A 16,320-nucleotide genomic window follows, 5' to 3' on the forward strand; every position below is an offset into this window, starting at 1 on the left:
TTATGAAGGGAGTTCACGCTCATGCAAGAAGTACGCAGCATCCTGGTGGTACTGGATCCCGATCACGCTCACAGCCGGGCGCTGACCCGGGCCAAACTGATCGCCGGGGTCACCGGCGCGCGCCTGCACTTGCTGATGTGCGACAAGAAACACGACCACAGCGCCCTGCTCAGCCTGCTGGCCAGCCAGCTGCATGATGACGGCTACAACAACGTAACCCATGAGCAGGCCTGGCACGACACCTTGCACGAGTCGATCGTCAGTGTGCAGCAGGCCGAAGGCTGCGAGCTGGTGATCAAGGAGCATCGCCCGGACAACCCGCTCAAGCGCGCCCTGCTCACCCCCAGCGACTGGAAGCTGCTGCGCCAGTGCCCGTGCGCGGTGCTGATGGTCAAGAGCGAGCGGCCCTGGACCGGCGGGGTGATCCTCGCCGCGGTGGATGTCGGCAACCACGACGAGGCCCATCGCCTGCTGCACACCAGCATCATCGATCACGGCTACGCGATCGCAAGCCTGGCCAAGGGCGAGCTGCATGTAATCAGTGCCCACCCGTCGCCGATGCTGTCAGCGGCAGACCCGGTGTATCAGCTCAAAGACACCATCGAGCGCAAGTACCGCGAGGAATGCGCAGCGTTCCAGGCCGAGTTCGATATCAGCAATGAGCGCCTGCATGTTGCCGAAGGGCCGGCGGATGTGCTGATTCCCTATACGGCGAAAAAGTACGAAGCGGCGGTGACGGTGATTGGCACCGTGGCCCGTACCGGGATTTCCGGGGCGCTGATCGGCAACACCGCGGAAGTGGTGCTCGATGCGCTGGAGTGTGATGTGCTGGTGCTCAAGACCGAGGATGTGAAGGTGCAGCTGACGGAACTGGCCAGGGGCTGAGGGCCTCATCGCGGGTCAAGCCCGCTCCTACAGGAGCAGGCTTGACCACCTACCCCAAGGCATCCTTGAGAAAGCCTGGCGCGATATAGCGCTGGTAATGGGCCTCCGACAGCAGGAAGAATTCCCGATCAATGGCATCGCGCAGCTCGGGCAATTCCCAGTCGCGAAACTCCGGCAGCAGCACCATGCCGTAAGCCTCCAGCTCACGGATCACCCGTGCGCCGCGGGCAATCAGTTGATAAGCCCAGCAATATTCAGACTGATGCGCTACGAAGCGGACCTTGCGCAGCTCCAGTTGCTGGCGCAGGCGCGTGGCATCAAAGACTTCAAGTTTGGCCACCATGACCTGCACCAGCAATTGCTCCAGGCGCAGCCACACCGCACGCTTCTCATCTTCGTTGTAGCCGTTCCAGTTGATCACTTCATGGTGAAAACGCTTGCAGCCACGGCACACCAAGTCCCCGTAAACCGTGGAACAGAGGCCGACGCAAGGCGTTTTAATTGACTGATTGGACATGAAAAAACCGACAGCTTGGCGGTGGAACAGGCTGCCATGTTAGCCCTTTGTCTAACGAGGGTCACCCGCTAAAGTCATCCAGCGCGCCTTACCTTCATCGACTTTTTACCGTAGAATCATCCGGCCTTTTTAAGGCAGCAATGTCCGTTAGAAGCTGTTTTCAAAGCGTCACGAGCACAGTTCATCCGGTAGAACGGCGTTGGCCCGGGATATTCGCTTCGCGCATGTCCCGCGCCAGCCCTCATCAGCCTCCGTTCTACAGGCGTAAAACTTTGAAAGCAGCTTCTGTAAGGATTTCCTGCAACCCTGGCTACGCGGCCCAAGAAGCCGTATTGCGCATGGCTGCCGGAATTTCTGGATGAGCGTCCCGGACACCCATTTGGGACCACTGATGAGGGTAATAACTGTGCTTGAAGCCTACCGCAAACACATCGAAGAGCGTGCCGCCCAGGGTATCGTGCCCCAGCCGCTTAACGCCGAACAAACCGCAGGCCTGGTCGAGCTGCTGAAGAATCCCCCTGCTGGCGAAGAAGCAGTCCTCGTCGACCTGATCACCAATCGCGTTCCACCAGGAGTGGACGAAGCCGCCTACGTCAAGGCCGGTTTCCTTTCCGCCATCGCCAAAGGCGAAGCCACCTCGCCGCTGATCGACAAGAAGCGCGCCGTTGAGCTGCTGGGCACCATGCAGGGCGGCTACAACATCGCCACCATGGTCGAGCTGCTGGACAACGCCGAACTGGCCCCTGTGGCCGCCGAACAGCTCAAGCACACCCTGCTGATGTTCGATGCCTTCCACGACGTCGCCGAAAAAGCCAAGGCGGGCAATGCCCACGCCAAGGCCGTGCTGGAATCCTGGGCCGCCGGTGAGTGGTTCACCAGCAAGCCAGCCATCGCTGACAAGTACAGCCTGACCGTGTTCAAGGTCCCTGGCGAAACCAACACCGACGACCTGTCCCCTGCCCCGGACGCCTGGTCGCGCCCTGACATCCCGCTGCACGCCCTGGCCATGCTGAAAATGGCCCGTGACGGCATCGTGCCTGAGCAACAAGGCGCCATCGGCCCGCTCAAGCAGATCGAAGAAGTCAAAGCCAAAGGCTTCCCGGTTGCCTACGTCGGTGACGTGGTCGGTACCGGTTCCTCGCGTAAATCCGCCACCAACTCGGTGCTGTGGTTCTTCGGCGACGACATCCCGTACGTACCGAACAAACGCGCTGGCGGCTTCTGCTTCGGTTCGAAAATCGCCCCGATCTTCTACAACACCATGGAAGACGCCGGCGCCCTGCCGATCGAGTTCGACGTGTCGAACCTGAACATGGGCGACGTCATCGACGTCTACCCGCACGCTGGCAAAGTCTGCAAGCACGGCACCGAAGACGTCATCACCACCTTCGAACTGAAGACCCCGGTGCTGCTCGACGAAGTCCGCGCTGGCGGCCGTATCCCGCTGATCGTCGGCCGTGGCCTGACCGAGAAAGCCCGCGCCGAGCTGGGCCTGGGCCCAACCGACCTGTTCAAGCTGCCTGAAGCACCTGTCGACACCGGCAAGGGCTACACCCTGGCACAGAAGATGGTCGGTAAAGCCTGCGGCCTGCCGGAAGGCAAAGGCGTGCGTCCAGGCACCTACTGCGAACCGAAGATGACCACCGTCGGCTCCCAGGACACCACTGGCCCGATGACCCGTGACGAACTGAAAGACCTGGCGTGCCTGGGCTTCTCCGCCGACCTGGTCATGCAGTCGTTCTGCCACACCGCGGCCTATCCAAAGCCGATCGACGTCACCACCCACCACACCCTGCCGGATTTCATCCGCACCCGTGGTGGCGTGTCCCTGCGTCCAGGCGACGGCATCATCCACAGCTGGCTGAACCGCATGCTGCTGCCGGACACCGTCGGTACCGGTGGTGACTCGCACACCCGCTTCCCGATCGGCATCTCGTTCCCTGCAGGTTCCGGCCTGGTCGCCTTCGCCGCGGCCACCGGCGTCATGCCGCTGGACATGCCGGAGTCGGTACTGGTGCGCTTCAAGGGCAAGCTGCAGCCAGGCATCACCCTGCGTGACCTGGTCCATGCCATCCCTTACTACGGCATCCAGAAAGGCCTGCTGACCGTCGAGAAGAAAGGCAAGATCAACGCCTTCTCCGGCCGCATCCTGGAAATCGAAGGCCTGGACGAGCTGACCGTCGAGCAAGCGTTCGAACTGTCCGACGCCTCGGCCGAACGTTCGGCTGCCGGTTGCACCATCAAGCTGCCAGAAAAAGCCGTTGCCGAGTACCTGAAGTCGAACATCACCCTGCTGCGCTGGATGATCAGCGAAGGCTACGGCGATGCCCGCACCATGGAACGCCGCGCGCAAGCGATGGAAGCCTGGCTGGCCAACCCGCAACTGCTGGCTGCCGACAAGGACGCCGAATACGCCGAGATCATCGAGATCGACCTGGCCGACGTCAAAGAGCCTGTGCTCTGCGCCCCGAACGACCCGGACGACGCCCGTCTGCTGTCCTCGGTACAGGGCGAGAAGATCGACGAAGTGTTCATCGGTTCGTGCATGACCAACATCGGTCACTTCCGCGCTGCCGGCAAGCTGCTGGACAAGGTCAAAGGCTCGATCCCGACCCGTCTGTGGCTGTCGCCGCCCACCAAGATGGACGCTCACCAGCTGACCGAAGAAGGCTACTACGGCATCTACGGCAAGGCTGGCGCGCGCATGGAAATGCCGGGCTGCTCGCTGTGCATGGGTAACCAGGCACGCGTTGCGGCGAACTCGACCGTAGTGTCGACTTCGACCCGTAACTTCCCGAACCGTCTGGGTGATGGCGCCAACGTCTACCTGGCCTCTGCCGAGCTGGCCGCTGTTGCCTCGATCCTGGGCAAGCTGCCAACCGTCGAAGAGTACATGGAGTACGCGAAGAACATCGACAGCATGGCTGCCGACGTTTACCGCTACCTGAGCTTCGACCAGATCGCCGAGTTCCGTGAAGCCGCTGCGAACGCCAAGATCCCGGTTGTTCAAGCCTAAGCTGACTTAGCGTTAAAAAAACCCCGCCAATTGGCGGGGTTTTTTATGGGGCCCTGTAGGAGCGGGCTTGCCCCGCGATGAGGCCCTCAGATCACAAACAAATCCACAAACCGCTGCACTGCCGTCGCTTCAAGCGCCTGCTGGTCCTTGCACAGGGCAAATATCTGCGCCGAACGCTGCCCGGTAAACCGCGTCGCCAGGTTGGCCTTGAACTTCTCTTCCAGTAGCGGAATGCCCTCGGCCCGGCGCCGGCGATGGCCGATCGGGTACTCCACCACCACCTGCTCGGTACTCGAACCATCGTTGAAGAACACCTGCACGGCATTGGCGATCGAACGCTTGTCGGCCTCCAGGTACTCGCGGGTGAATCGCGGCTCTTCGACGATCTCCATCTTCTCGCGCAGACGGTCAATGATCGGGTGCGCAGCATGGAAATCATCTTCGTACTGCTCGGCCACCAGGTTACCGAAAATCAGCGGCACGGCGGTCATGTACTGGATGCAGTGATCACGGTCAGCGGCATTGGCCAGGGTGCCAACCTTGGAGATGATGCGGATCGCCGACTCATGGGTGGTAATGACGATACGCTCGATTTCATGCAGGCGGTTGCGCACCTGCGGGTGCAAGGTCACTGCCGCTTCGCAGGCAGTCTGGGCATGGAATTCGGCCGGGAAGCTGATCTTGAACAGCACGTTTTCCATCACGTAGCTTGCGTACTTCTGACTCAGGCTGAAAGCACGTTTGCCTTCGGGTTTGAGCGCCAGGTCCTTGTTGGTGTGGCTGAACAGCACGTCATAAAAGCCCCACTGCGGCGCCGTCAGTACCCCGGGGATGCCCATCTCGCCACGCAGGGCGATATCGGCCAGGCGCACGCCACGGCTGGAGGCATCGCCCGCCGCCCAGGACTTGCGCGAGCCGGCGTTCGGCGCATGGCGATAAGTACGCAACGCCTGCCCATCGACAAAGGCGTGGGACAACGCCGCCAGCAGCTGTTCGCGATTGGCGCCCATAAGCTTGGCGCACACCGCGGTCGAGGCGACCTTGACCAGCAGCACATGATCGAGGCCAACGCGGTTGAAGGAGTTTTCCAGGGCAATCACACCCTGGATCTCATGAGCCATGACCATCGCCTCAAGCACTACGCGCATGCTCAGCGGCGCTTCGCCATTGGCCACGCGTTTTTGCGAGAGGTGATCGGCGACGGCCAGGATACCGCCGAGGTTGTCCGAGGGGTGGCCCCATTCGGCAGCCAGCCAGGTGTCGTTGTAATCGAGCCAACGGACGATGCAACCGATGTCCCAGGCGGCCTTGACCGGGTCCAGGCGGTAGCGGGTACCTGGCACCCGCGCGCCGAACGGCACCACCGTGCCCTCCACCAGCGGCCCCAGGTGCTTGGTGCATTCCGGGAAGCGCAGGGCCAGCAGGCCGCAGCCCAGGGTGTCCATCAGGCAGTTGCGCGCGGTGTCCAGCGCCTCCTGCGACTCGACCTTGTAGCCGAGGACGTAATCGGCGATGTCCTGCAGCACCCGGTCGTAGTCGGGACGGTTATTCAGATCAACGTTGGCACTCATTTCACATCTCTCTGTTGACGTAGGTAACAGGGAGCCAAGCGCCGCTACTGGTTAGAAGGCATCACCGGGTACCCGTACCCAGCCCTCCATCAGTACGCGAGCGCTACGGCTCATGATTGCTTTGGTGACAGTCCACTCACCGTTCACCTGGCGGGCTTCAGCACCCACGCGCAGGGTGCCCGAGGGGTGACCGAAACGTACGGCCGTGCGCTCGCCACCACCGGCGGCGAGGTTGACCAGGGTGCCAGGCACTGCCGCGGCAGTACCAATGGCAACCGCAGCGGTGCCCATCATGGCGTGGTGCAGCTTGCCCATGGACAGCGCCCGTACCAATAGATCAACGTCGCCGGCGGCCACGGCTTTACCACTGGATGACTGATAAGCCGCCGCTGGCGCGACAAAGGCGACTTTCGGTGTGTGCTGGCGCTTGGCGGCCTCGTCGATATGCTCGATCAGGCCCATGCGCACCGCGCCATAGGCACGGATGGTTTCGAAACGGGCCAGGGCCTGCGAGTCGCTGTTGATCGCATCCTGCAGCTCGGTACCGGTGTAGCCGAGGGCCTCGGCCTGGATGAAGATGGTCGGGATGCCGGCATTGATCAGCGTGGCTTTCAGGGTGCCGACACCGGGCACCACCAGGTCATCGACCAGGTTGCCGGTGGGGAACATCGAGCCGCCCTCGCCGTCTTCGTCGGCGGCCGGGTCCATGAATTCGAGCTGCACTTCGGCGGCCGGGAAGGTCACGCCGTCCAGTTCGAAGTCGCCGGTTTCCTGCACTTCACCGTCAGTGATCGGCACGTGGGCAACGATGGTCTTGCCGATATTGGCCTGCCAGATGCGCACCACGACCACGCCGTTGTGCGGGATGCGGCTGCTGTCGACCAGGCCGGCGCTGATGGCGAACGAACCAACGGCTGCCGAGAGGTTGCCGCAGTTGCCGCTCCAGTCGACGAACGCGGTGTCGATCGAGACCTGGCCGAACAGGTAGTCGACATCATGCCCGGGCTTGATGCTGCGCGAGAGGATCACGGTCTTGCTGGTGCTCGACGTCGCGCCGCCCATGCCGTCGATCTGCTTGCCGTAGGGGTCGGGGCTGCCGATTATCCGCAGCAGCAGCGCGTCGCGGGCCGGGCCCGGGATCTGCGCGCTTTGCGGCAGGTCATCGAGGCGAAAGAATACGCCCTTGCTGGTGCCGCCACGAATGTAGGTGGCGGGGATTTTGATCTGGGGTACGTGAGCCATGGCTGAGTTGTCCTGTGAGTGCTTTGGGGGAGCTATCGCGGGTCAAGCCCGCTCCCACAGTTCAGTGGGAGCGGGCTTGACCCGCGATGAGGCCCTACCTCAAACCGCGACCGCCGATTCGAGGAAGTCCTGGGCAAAGCGCTGCAGCACCCCGCCCGCTTCGTAGATCGAGACTTCTTCGGCGGTATCCAGGCGGCAGGTCACCGGCACTTCGACACGCTCACCGTTGGCCCGGGTGATCACCAGGGTCAGGGTCGCCCGCGGGGTGCGCTCACCGAGCACGTCGAAGGTTTCAGTGCCGTCGATGCCCAGGGTCTTGCGGTTGACGCCCGCCTTGAACTCCAGCGGCAACACGCCCATGCCCACCAGGTTGGTACGGTGGATACGCTCGAAGCCTTCGGCGACGATGGCTTCGACACCGGCCAGGCGCACGCCCTTGGCCGCCCAGTCACGGGACGAGCCCTGGCCGTAGTCGGCACCGGCAACGATGATCAGCGGCTGTTTGCGCTGCATGTAGGTTTCGATCGCCTCCCACATGCGCGTGACCTTGCCTTCCGGCTCGAGGCGCGCCAGCGAACCCTGCTTGACCTTGCCGTTTTCCTGGACCATTTCGTTGAACAGTTTCGGGTTGGCAAAGGTTGCGCGCTGAGCGGTCAGGTGGTCACCACGGTGGGTGGCGTAGGAGTTGAAGTCTTCCTCCGGCAGGCCCATTTTCGCCAGGTATTCACCGGCGGCGCTGTCGAGCATGATGGCGTTGGACGGCGACAGGTGGTCGGTGGTGATGTTGTCCGGCAGCACCGCCAGCGGGCGCATGCCCTTGAGCGTGCGCTCGCCGGCCAGGGCGCCTTCCCAGTACGGCGGGCGGCGGATATAGGTGCTCATCGGGCGCCAGTCGTACAGCGGGGTGACCTTGGGCCCGGTGTCTTCCTGTACGGCGAACATCGGGATGTACACCTGGCGGAACTGCTCGGGCTTGACCGCGGCCTTGACCACCGCGTCGATCTCTTCGTCGCTTGGCCAGATGTCTTTCAGGCGGATTTCCTTGCCGTCGACCACGCCCAGCACGTCCTTCTCGATGTCGAAACGGATGGTGCCGGCAATCGCGTAGGCCACCACCAGCGGCGGCGACGCCAGGAACGCCTGCTTGGCGTATGGGTGAATCCGCCCGTCGAAGTTGCGGTTGCCCGAGAGCACGGCGGTGGCGTACAGGTCGCGGTCGATGATTTCCTGCTGTATCAGCGGATCCAGCGCGCCAGACATACCGTTACAGGTGGTGCAGGCAAAGGCGACGATGCCAAAACCGAGCTGCTCCAGCTCGTCATCCAGGCCCGCCTCTTTCAGGTACAGGGCAACCGTCTTGGAACCCGGTGCCAGCGAAGACTTGACCCACGGCTTGCGCACCAGGCCCAGCTTGTTGGCGTTGCGCGCAAGCAAACCGGCGGCAATCACGTTACGCGGGTTGCTGGTGTTGGTGCAACTGGTGATGGCAGCGATGATCACCGCGCCATCGGGCATTTGCCCCGGTACCTCCTCCCACTGGCCGGCGATGCCCTTGCTCGCCAGGTCGCTGGTGGCGACCCGGGCGTGCGGGTTGGACGGCCCGGCCATGTTGCGCACCACGCTGGACAGGTCAAAACGCAGCACTCGCTCGTACTCGGCGTTGGCCAGGCTGTCGGACCACAGGCCTGCGACCTTGGCGTAGGTTTCTACCAACTTGACCTGCTGGTCTTCACGACCGGTGAGCTTGAGGTAGTCGATGGTCTGCTGGTCGATGGAGAACATCGCCGCGGTGGCGCCGTATTCCGGGGCCATGTTGGAGATGGTCGCGCGGTCGCCCAGGGTCAGGGCGCGAGCGCCTTCGCCGTAGAATTCAAGGTAGGCGCCAACGACCTTTTCCTTGCGCAGGAATTCGGTCAGGGCCAGTACCACGTCGGTGGCGGTGATGCCCGCTTGCGGCTTGCCCGAAAGCTCGACGCCGACGATCTCCGGCAGGCGCATCCACGAGGCACGGCCGAGCATGACGTTTTCGGCCTCAAGGCCGCCGACGCCGATGGCGATCACGCCCAGGGCATCGACGTGCGGGGTGTGGCTGTCGGTGCCGACGCAGGTGTCCGGGTAGGCCACGCCGCGCTCGGCATGGATCACCGGCGACATTTTCTCCAGGTTGATCTGGTGCATGATGCCGTTGCCTGGCTGAATCACGTCGACGTTCTTGAACGCCTTTTTGGTCCAGTTGATGAAGTGGAAACGGTCTTCGTTGCGGCGGTCTTCAATGGCGCGGTTCTTCTCGAACGCCTGCGGGTCGAAACCACCGCATTCCACCGCCAGGGAGTGGTCGACGATCAGTTGCACCGGCACCACCGGGTTGACCTGGGCCGGGTCACCGCCGCCTTCGGCGATGGCGTCGCGCAGGCCGGCGAGGTCGACCAGCGCGGTCTGGCCAAGAATGTCGTGGCACACCACACGGGCCGGGAACCAGGGGAAGTCGAGGTCGCGCTTGCGCTCGATCAGCTGGCCCAGCGAAGCATTGAGGCTGGCCGGGTCGCAGCGGCGCACGAGGTTTTCCGCCAGCACCCGCGAGGTATAGGGAAGACGGTCATAGGCGCCGGGCTTGATCGCATCGACAGCCGCGCGGGCGTCGAAATAATCCAGGCCAGTGCCCGGCAGGTTCTTGCGAAATTCACTATTCATGGCACAGGGACTCAATCACGGTAAGGTCGAAAGCCAGCTACAAGCCCCAAGCCACTAGCGGCAAGCAAAGCAGATGAGTGGTGCGTCAGCATTTACTGCCGGGGCACATCCCTGCTGTTACTTGCAGCTTGGCGCTTCAAGCTTGCAGCTCGGCCTGGTCTCAGCGTTGTTCGATTGGCACGAACTTGCGCTGTTCGACGCCGGTGTACTCGGCGCTCGGGCGGATGATGCGGTTGTTGGCACGCTGTTCGAACACATGCGCCGCCCAGCCGGTCAGGCGCGAGCAGACGAAGATCGGGGTGAACAGCTTGGTCGGGATGCCCATGAAGTGGTACGCCGAGGCATGGTAGAAGTCGGCGTTGGGGAACAGTTTCTTCTGCTCCCACATGGTCTTGTCGATGGCTTCGGACACCGGGTACAGCACGGTATCGCCCATCTCGTCCGCCAGCTTCTTCGACCAGGCCTTGATCACTTCGTTACGCGGGTCGGACTCTTTGTAGATGGCATGGCCAAAGCCCATGATCTTGTCCTTGCGCGCGAGCATCTGCAGCAGCTCGGTGACCGCTTCCTGCGGGCTCTGGAAGCGCTCGATCAGCTCCATCGCCGCTTCGTTGGCGCCGCCATGCAACGGGCCGCGCAGCGAGCCGATGGCGGCGGTGACGCAGGAGTACAGGTCGGACAGGGTCGAGGCACAAACCCGCGCGGTGAAGGTCGAGGCGTTGAATTCGTGCTCGGCGTAAAGAATCAGCGAGACATTCATCACCTTGACGTGCAGCTCGCTCGGCTTCTTGCCGTGCAGCAGGTGCAGGAAGTGGCCGCCGAGGGTGTCTTCGTCGCTGGTGCAGTCGATGCGCACGCCATGGTGGCTGAAGCGGTACCAATAGCACATCACCGCCGGGAACAGCGCCAGCAAGCGGTCGGTCTTGTCGTGCTGCTGCGCAAAGGTCAGCTCCTGCTCCAGGGTGCCGAGCACCGAGCAACCGGTACGCATGACATCCATCGGGTGGGCGTTGGCCGGAATGCGCTCAAGCACTTCCTTGAGGGCCTGCGGCAGGTCGCGCAGGGTTTTCAGCTTTTGCTGGTACTCGGCCAGCTGCGCCTTGCTTGGCAGCTCGCCGTACAGCAGCAGGTAGGCGACTTCTTCAAACAGCGCGTGCTCGGCCAGGTCGCGCACGTCGTAACCACGGTAGGTCAGGCCGGCACCGGCCTGGCCCACGGTCGACAGTGCGGTTTGCCCGGCCACTTGACCACGCAGGCCGGCACCGCTGAGTACTTTTGCTTCGGCCATTGTCTTTCTCCACTTTTGAAATTGTTATGGAATCTTGGCTAATCGCGGGGCAAGCCCGCGCCTACAGGTTCGAGCATTCAGCCCTTTTTCTGGGCGAACAGGGCGTCGAGCTTCTGCTCGAACACGTGGTAGTTGATGGCGTCGTACAGTTCCATGCGAGTCTGCATGGTGTCGATGACGTTTTTCTGCGTGCCGTCGCGGCGCAGCGCGGTGTAGACGTTTTCCGCGGCCTTGTTCATGGCACGGAAGGCCGACAGCGGGTACAGCACCAGCGAGACATCGACCGAGGCCAGCTCTTCGGTGGTGTACAAAGGCGTCGCGCCGAACTCGGTGATGTTGGCGAGGATCGGGGCTTTGACCCGGTCAGCAAAGGTCTTGTACATCGAAAGCTCGGTGATGGCTTCCGGGAAGACCATGTCGGCGCCGGCTTCGATGCAGGCGGCAGCGCGGTCCAGGGCCGCTTCCAGGCCTTCGACGGCCAGGGCGTCGGTACGCGCCATGATCACGAAGCTGTCGTCGGTACGGGCATCAACAGCGGCCTTGATGCGGTCGACCATCTCCTGCTGGGTGACGATCTCCTTGTTCGGGCGGTGGCCGCAGCGCTTGGCGCCGACCTGGTCTTCGATATGAATGGCGGCAGCGCCGAACTTGATCATCGACTTGACCGTACGGGCGACGTTGAACGCCGAGGAGCCAAAACCGGTATCGACGTCGACCAGCAGCGGCAGGTCGCAGACGTCGGTGATGCGCCGTACGTCGGTCAGCACGTCGTCCAGGCCACTGATGCCCAGGTCAGGCAGGCCCAGGGAGCCTGCGGCAACACCGCCACCAGACAGGTAGATGGCCTTGAAACCGGCACGCTGGGCCAGCAGCGCGTGGTTGGCGTTGATCGCACCGACCACCTGCAACGGGTGTTCGGCGGCAACTGCATCGCGAAAGCGCTGGCCGGGACTGCTTTTCTGACTCATGACTCACCTCGTGGGCTGGTAGCGTCCAGATAGTGACGCTCGATGTTGCGTTTGGAGGCGCCGATGTGCCGGCGCATCAAGAGCTCGGCCAGTTCACCGTCACGGTCGGCGATGGCATCGAGAATCCGGTGGTGTTCGGCGAACGCCTGGCGTGGCCGGTTGGGCGTGGCGGAAAACTGGATGCGGTACATGCGCACCAGTTGATACAGCTCGCCGCAGAGCATCTGCACCAGGGTGCGGTTGCCGCTGCCCTGGATGATCCGGTAGTGGAAGTCGAAATCGCCTTCCTGCTGGTAATAGCCCAGGCCGGCCTGGAAGGTGGCGTCGCGCTCGTGGGTGTCGAGCACCCGGCGCAGCTCGTCGATCTCGGCTACGCTCATACGCTCGGCGGCCAGGCGGCAGGCCATGCCTTCGAGGGACTCGCGGATCTCGTACAGCTCGATCAGCTCGGCATGGCTGAGCGACACCACCCGCGCCCCGACATGCGGTACGCGCACCAGCAGGCGCTGGCCTTCCAGGCGGTGGATGGCCTCGCGCAGCGGCCCGCGGCTGATGCCGTAGGTGCGTGCCAGCTCAGGCTCGGAGATCTTGCTGCCGGGGGCGATCTCGCCTTTGACGATGGCCGCCTGGATACGCCGGAAGACGTTTTCCGAGAGGGTTTCGCTGTCGTCTGCCACTGTGCCGGGGGCTTGGGCTGTGTCCAGCATATTGTCGACACCTCATAAATCAATGAGGGCAAAACTAGCTAAATCGGCATGCGGAGTCAAAGACAAAATGAACATTGTCGACAATCGTCTAAGAACGAACTTCAAGGTGTCCGCTGTTGTCTGAGTCCAGCCGCTGGCGCCAGCACACCAGCGTGATAGAATGCCGCGCCTCCCGACGGGGCACGAATAGTGTGTCTGTCATCTGTTTATGCAGGTGCCAGGTAAACGAGGAAGCTTGCGCAGTACTGCCAGTGGCCTTGACCCGAACATCGCACAGCACCGCGCCAGGATTTATGAGACTTACGCCCCTCCCCCTGTTGTTCAGCCTCTGTCTGTTGCCGGCCCTGGGCCAGGCTGCGGAAAAGACCGTGTACGGCCTTAATGAATACGCCCGCCTGGCCGATATCGACCTGGAAGTGGCGGCCAAACTCGACACCGGGGCCAAGACCGCCTCGCTCAGTGCCCGCGACATCAAGCGCTTCAAGCGCAATGGTGAGTCATGGGTGCGCTTCTACCTGGCAATTGACGCTGCCCACTCGCATCCGATAGAACGACCACTGGCCCGCGTCAGCAAGATCAAGCGACGCGCCGGAGATTACGACCCGGACGAAGGCAAGGCCTATACCGCCCGCCCGGTGATTGCCATGAACATCTGCATGGGTACGGCCCTGCGCAGCATCGAAGTGAACCTGACCGACCGCAGCGCGTTCCAGTATCCGCTGCTGATCGGCTCCGAGGCCCTCAAGCACTTCGACGCGCTGGTCGATCCAAGCCTTAAATACGCTGCCGGCAAACCCGCCTGCGCCACTGACGCTCACACCGCAGAGTAATCCTGATGCGCTCTCTTACCCTCCATCTGAAAGTCCTGATTACCGTCCTGGTGCTACTGGGCATCCTGGTCACGGCCTATCAGATCTTCTTTCTCGGCATTCCGGTGACCGAGGACGAAACCGATGACCTGTGGAACATCGACGCCAAGGTCGAGTTCGTCGCCAGCCCCAAGGACCCGGTCAAGGTCCAGATGTTCGTGCCGCCGCTGAGCCGCGACTATGTGAGCCTCAACGAGAGTTTCATCTCCAACAACTACGGCGTCAGCGTCAACCGCGTCGACGGCAACCGCAAGGTGACCTGGTCGGCCCGTCGCGCCAGCGGCAACCAGACCCTCTACTACCGTCTGGTGCTGACCAAGCGCTACAGCACCGAAAAAGCCAAGATCAAAGGCCCGACCTTCCGCGACAGCCTGGCGGTAGAAGGCCCCGAGAAGATCGCCGCCGAAGCCCTGATGGCGCCTATTCGCCAGCACTCGGCCGACGTCGAAACCTTCGTTGGCGAGACCATCAAGCGGGTCAACAACCTCAACGACGACAACGTCAAGCTGCTGCTGGCCGGCGATACCTCGTCGCTGAACAAGGCCAAGGTCATCGACCTGCTGCTGTCGATTGCCCACGTGCCGGTGGAGAAGGTCCACACCATCCGCCTGGTCGCCGACCAACCGCAAACCCCTGAACTGTGGCTGCGCAGCTTCAACGGCAGCGACTGGCTGTACTTCAACCCGGACACCGGCGAGCAAGGCCTGCCGGCCGACCGCCTGCTGTGGTGGACCGGTGACGACAACCTGATCACCGTCGATGGCGGCAAGAAAGCCAACGTCAGCTTCAGCCTCAACAACAGCGAAATGAACGCCATTCGCCTGGCCAAGCTGACCGACGAGAACACCGACGCCGACTTCCTCGAATACTCGCTGTACGGCCTGCCGCTGCAGACCCAGCAGACCTTCATGATCATGGTGATGATCCCGATCGGCGTGCTGGTGATCCTGGTGCTGCGCAACCTGATCGGCATCCAGACCCTGGGTACCTTCACCCCGGTGCTGATCGCCCTGGCCTTCCGCGAAACCCAGCTGGGCTTCGGCATCATCCTGTTCACGGTGATTACCGCGCTCGGGCTGTCGCTACGCTCCTACCTTGAACACCTCAAGTTGCAGATGCTGCCGCGCCTGTCGGTGGTGCTGACCTTCGTCGTGGTATTGATCGCCGCCATCAGCCTGTTCAGCCACAAGCTGGGCCTGGAACGCGGCCTGTCGGTCGCGCTGTTCCCGATGGTGATCCTGACCATGACCATCGAACGCCTGTCGATCACCTGGGAAGAACGCGGCGGCGGCCATGCCATGAAAGTGGCGATCGGCACCCTGTTCGCTGCCTCCCTGGCGCATCTGCTGATGAGCGTGCCGGAGCTGGTGTACTTCGTCTTCACCTTCCCGGCGGTACTGCTGATTCTGGTGGGCTTCATGCTGGCGATGGGTCGCTACCGCGGCTACCGCCTGACGGAGCTGGTGCGTTTCAAGGCTTTCGTGAAGGCTGACGCCTGATGTTCGGTCTCTGGAAAACCTGGAAAGCCCTGGAGGCCCGGGGCATCATGGGTATCAACCGGCGCAATGCGGACTACGTCCTCAAGTACAACAAGCGCCATTTGTACCCGATCGTCGACGACAAGATCATCACCAAGGAGCGTGCGATCCAGGCCGGCATCCATGTGCCGGAAATGTACGGGATCATCTCCACCGAGAAAGAGATCGACAAGCTCGGCGAGATCATCGGCGGGCGCAGCGACTTCGTCGTCAAGCCTGCCCAGGGTGCCGGCGGCGACGGCATCCTGGTGGTTGCCGATCGCTTCGAAGACCGTTACCGCACGGTCTCGGGCAAGATCATCAGCCACGAGGAAATCGAGCACCAGATCTCCAGCATCCTCACCGGCCTGTACTCACTGGGCGGTCACCGCGACCGCGCCTTGATCGAGTACCGCGTTACCCCCGACCAGATCTTCAAGAGCATCAGCTACGAAGGCGTGCCGGACATCCGCATCATCGTGCTGATGGGCTACCCGGTGATGGCCATGCTGCGTTTGCCCACCCGCCAGTCCGGCGGCAAGGCCAACCTGCACCAGGGCGCCATCGGCGTCGGCGTCGACCTGGCCACCGGCGTGACCCTGCGCGGTACCTGGCTGAACAACATCATCAGCAAGCACCCGGACACCACCAACGCGGTGGACGGCGTGCAACTGCCGAACTGGGACGGCTTCATGAAGCTTGCCGCCGGCTGTTACGAGCTGTGCGGCCTGGGCTACATCGGTGTCGACATGGTGCTGGACCAGGACAAGGGCCCGTTGATCCTCGAACTCAACGCCCGCCCCGGCCTGAACATCCAGATCGCCAACGACTGCGGCCTGACCCTGCGTACCCACGCGGTGGAAGCGCACCTGGAGCAACTGGCCAAAGACGGCCGCCAGGAAAGCCCCGAAGAACGCGTACGCTTCGCCCAGGAGCTGTTCGGCCACGTGCCGAGCTGAGTCCACATCCTGTGCGCGCCAGCCTGCCCGGCTGGCGCGCCCTGGAGCCTCTATGTCGTAGTCAGCGCTAGGAGCATTTCCTACAGAGGA

12 protein-coding genes are annotated in these 16,320 nt (G+C 62.7%); 5 read left to right on the plus strand and 7 right to left on the minus strand.

The genetic code is table 11. The features are described 5' to 3' along the window. The first annotated feature begins 21 nt into the window (after positions 1-21). Positions 22-885: a universal stress protein gene (locus LOY22_RS17415; RefSeq protein ID WP_258594196.1), complete on the plus strand. Its 864-nt coding sequence runs from the start codon at positions 22-24 to the stop codon at positions 883-885. A 49-nt stretch (positions 886-934) separates the two neighbouring features. Here LOY22_RS17415 and LOY22_RS17420 read toward each other — a convergent pair whose 3' ends face one another. Beyond that, positions 935-1,402: a DUF1289 domain-containing protein gene (locus LOY22_RS17420; RefSeq protein WP_093381002.1), complete on the minus strand. Its 468-nt coding sequence runs from the start codon at positions 1,400-1,402 to the stop codon at positions 935-937. A 406-nt stretch (positions 1,403-1,808) separates the two neighbouring features. Here LOY22_RS17420 and acnB point away from each other — a divergent pair, with 406 nt between their 5' ends. Further along, complete coding sequence (gene acnB, locus LOY22_RS17425; protein ID WP_045194717.1) at positions 1,809-4,418, plus strand: bifunctional aconitate hydratase 2/2-methylisocitrate dehydratase; 2,610 nt, start codon at positions 1,809-1,811, stop codon at positions 4,416-4,418. 86 nt (positions 4,419-4,504) lie between these two features. Here the strand turns inward: acnB and prpD are convergent, their stop codons facing one another. The 6 genes from prpD to LOY22_RS17455 form a co-directional block, all read right to left on the minus strand. Beyond that, positions 4,505-5,989, minus strand: a complete 1,485-nt coding sequence (gene prpD / locus LOY22_RS17430) for a 2-methylcitrate dehydratase (RefSeq protein WP_045194719.1) — start codon at positions 5,987-5,989, stop codon at positions 4,505-4,507. Positions 5,990-6,040: 51 nt separating this feature from the next. Beyond that, a complete protein-coding gene (gene prpF / locus LOY22_RS17435; RefSeq protein WP_258594198.1) occupies positions 6,041-7,231 on the minus strand; it encodes a 2-methylaconitate cis-trans isomerase PrpF in 1,191 nt (396 codons plus the stop codon). 99 nt (positions 7,232-7,330) lie between these two features. After that, positions 7,331-9,922: a Fe/S-dependent 2-methylisocitrate dehydratase AcnD gene (gene acnD / locus LOY22_RS17440; RefSeq protein ID WP_258594199.1), complete on the minus strand. Its 2,592-nt coding sequence runs from the start codon at positions 9,920-9,922 to the stop codon at positions 7,331-7,333. Positions 9,923-10,082: 160 nt separating this feature from the next. Next, a complete protein-coding gene (gene prpC / locus LOY22_RS17445; RefSeq protein WP_258594201.1) occupies positions 10,083-11,210 on the minus strand; it encodes a 2-methylcitrate synthase in 1,128 nt (375 codons plus the stop codon). Positions 11,211-11,287: 77 nt separating this feature from the next. Next, complete coding sequence (prpB, locus tag LOY22_RS17450; RefSeq protein WP_045194726.1) at positions 11,288-12,178, minus strand: methylisocitrate lyase; 891 nt, start codon at positions 12,176-12,178, stop codon at positions 11,288-11,290. Next, a complete protein-coding gene (locus tag LOY22_RS17455) occupies positions 12,175-12,885 on the minus strand; it encodes a GntR family transcriptional regulator (RefSeq protein WP_045194728.1) in 711 nt (236 codons plus the stop codon). Before LOY22_RS17455 ends, prpB begins: the two co-directional genes overlap by 4 nt. Positions 12,886-13,178: 293 nt before the next feature. Here LOY22_RS17455 and LOY22_RS17460 point away from each other — a divergent pair, with 293 nt between their 5' ends. From LOY22_RS17460 to LOY22_RS17470, 3 genes are read left to right on the plus strand one after another with little or no spacing between them, the layout of a single operon-like run. Continuing rightward, entirely contained in the window at positions 13,179-13,715 is a 537-nt protein-coding gene (locus LOY22_RS17460; RefSeq protein ID WP_026001282.1) for an ATP-dependent zinc protease, read from the plus strand. A 5-nt stretch (positions 13,716-13,720) separates the two neighbouring features. Then, positions 13,721-15,253 (plus strand): inactive transglutaminase family protein, encoded by a 1,533-nt coding sequence (locus tag LOY22_RS17465; RefSeq protein WP_045194736.1) that lies wholly within the window; start codon positions 13,721-13,723, stop codon positions 15,251-15,253. Beyond that, complete coding sequence (locus LOY22_RS17470) at positions 15,253-16,230, plus strand: alpha-L-glutamate ligase-like protein (RefSeq protein WP_045194737.1); 978 nt, start codon at positions 15,253-15,255, stop codon at positions 16,228-16,230. The genes LOY22_RS17465 and LOY22_RS17470 overlap by 1 nt, the downstream gene beginning before the upstream one ends. Positions 16,231-16,320: the final 90 nt, after the last annotated feature.

Origin of the sequence: Pseudomonas sp. B21-035, from assembly GCF_024748945.1 — a bacterium.
In the GTDB taxonomy this organism is placed as follows: Bacteria; Pseudomonadota; Gammaproteobacteria; order Pseudomonadales; family Pseudomonadaceae; genus Aquipseudomonas.

Bases quoted from the DNA above. Each gene is read 5' to 3' on its own strand.
- LOY22_RS17415 (WP_258594196.1), top strand. From the start codon at position 22: ATGCAAGAAGTACGCAGCATCCTGGTGGTACTGGATCCCGATCACGCT.
- LOY22_RS17420 (WP_093381002.1), bottom strand. From the start codon at position 1,402: ATGTCCAATCAGTCAATTAAAACGCCTTGCGTCGGCCTCTGTTCCACG.
- prpD (WP_045194719.1), bottom strand. From the start codon at position 5,989: ATGAGTGCCAACGTTGATCTGAATAACCGTCCCGACTACGACCGGGTG.
- prpF (WP_258594198.1), bottom strand. From the start codon at position 7,231: ATGGCTCACGTACCCCAGATCAAAATCCCCGCCACCTACATTCGTGGC.
- acnD (WP_258594199.1), bottom strand. From the start codon at position 9,922: ATGAATAGTGAATTTCGCAAGAACCTGCCGGGCACTGGCCTGGATTAT.
- prpC (WP_258594201.1), bottom strand. From the start codon at position 11,210: ATGGCCGAAGCAAAAGTACTCAGCGGTGCCGGCCTGCGTGGTCAAGTG.
- prpB (WP_045194726.1), bottom strand. From the start codon at position 12,178: ATGAGTCAGAAAAGCAGTCCCGGCCAGCGCTTTCGCGATGCAGTTGCC.
- LOY22_RS17455 (WP_045194728.1), bottom strand. From the start codon at position 12,885: ATGCTGGACACAGCCCAAGCCCCCGGCACAGTGGCAGACGACAGCGAA.
- LOY22_RS17460 (WP_026001282.1), top strand. From the start codon at position 13,179: ATGAGACTTACGCCCCTCCCCCTGTTGTTCAGCCTCTGTCTGTTGCCG.
- LOY22_RS17465 (WP_045194736.1), top strand. From the start codon at position 13,721: ATGCGCTCTCTTACCCTCCATCTGAAAGTCCTGATTACCGTCCTGGTG.
- LOY22_RS17470 (WP_045194737.1), top strand. From the start codon at position 15,253: ATGTTCGGTCTCTGGAAAACCTGGAAAGCCCTGGAGGCCCGGGGCATC.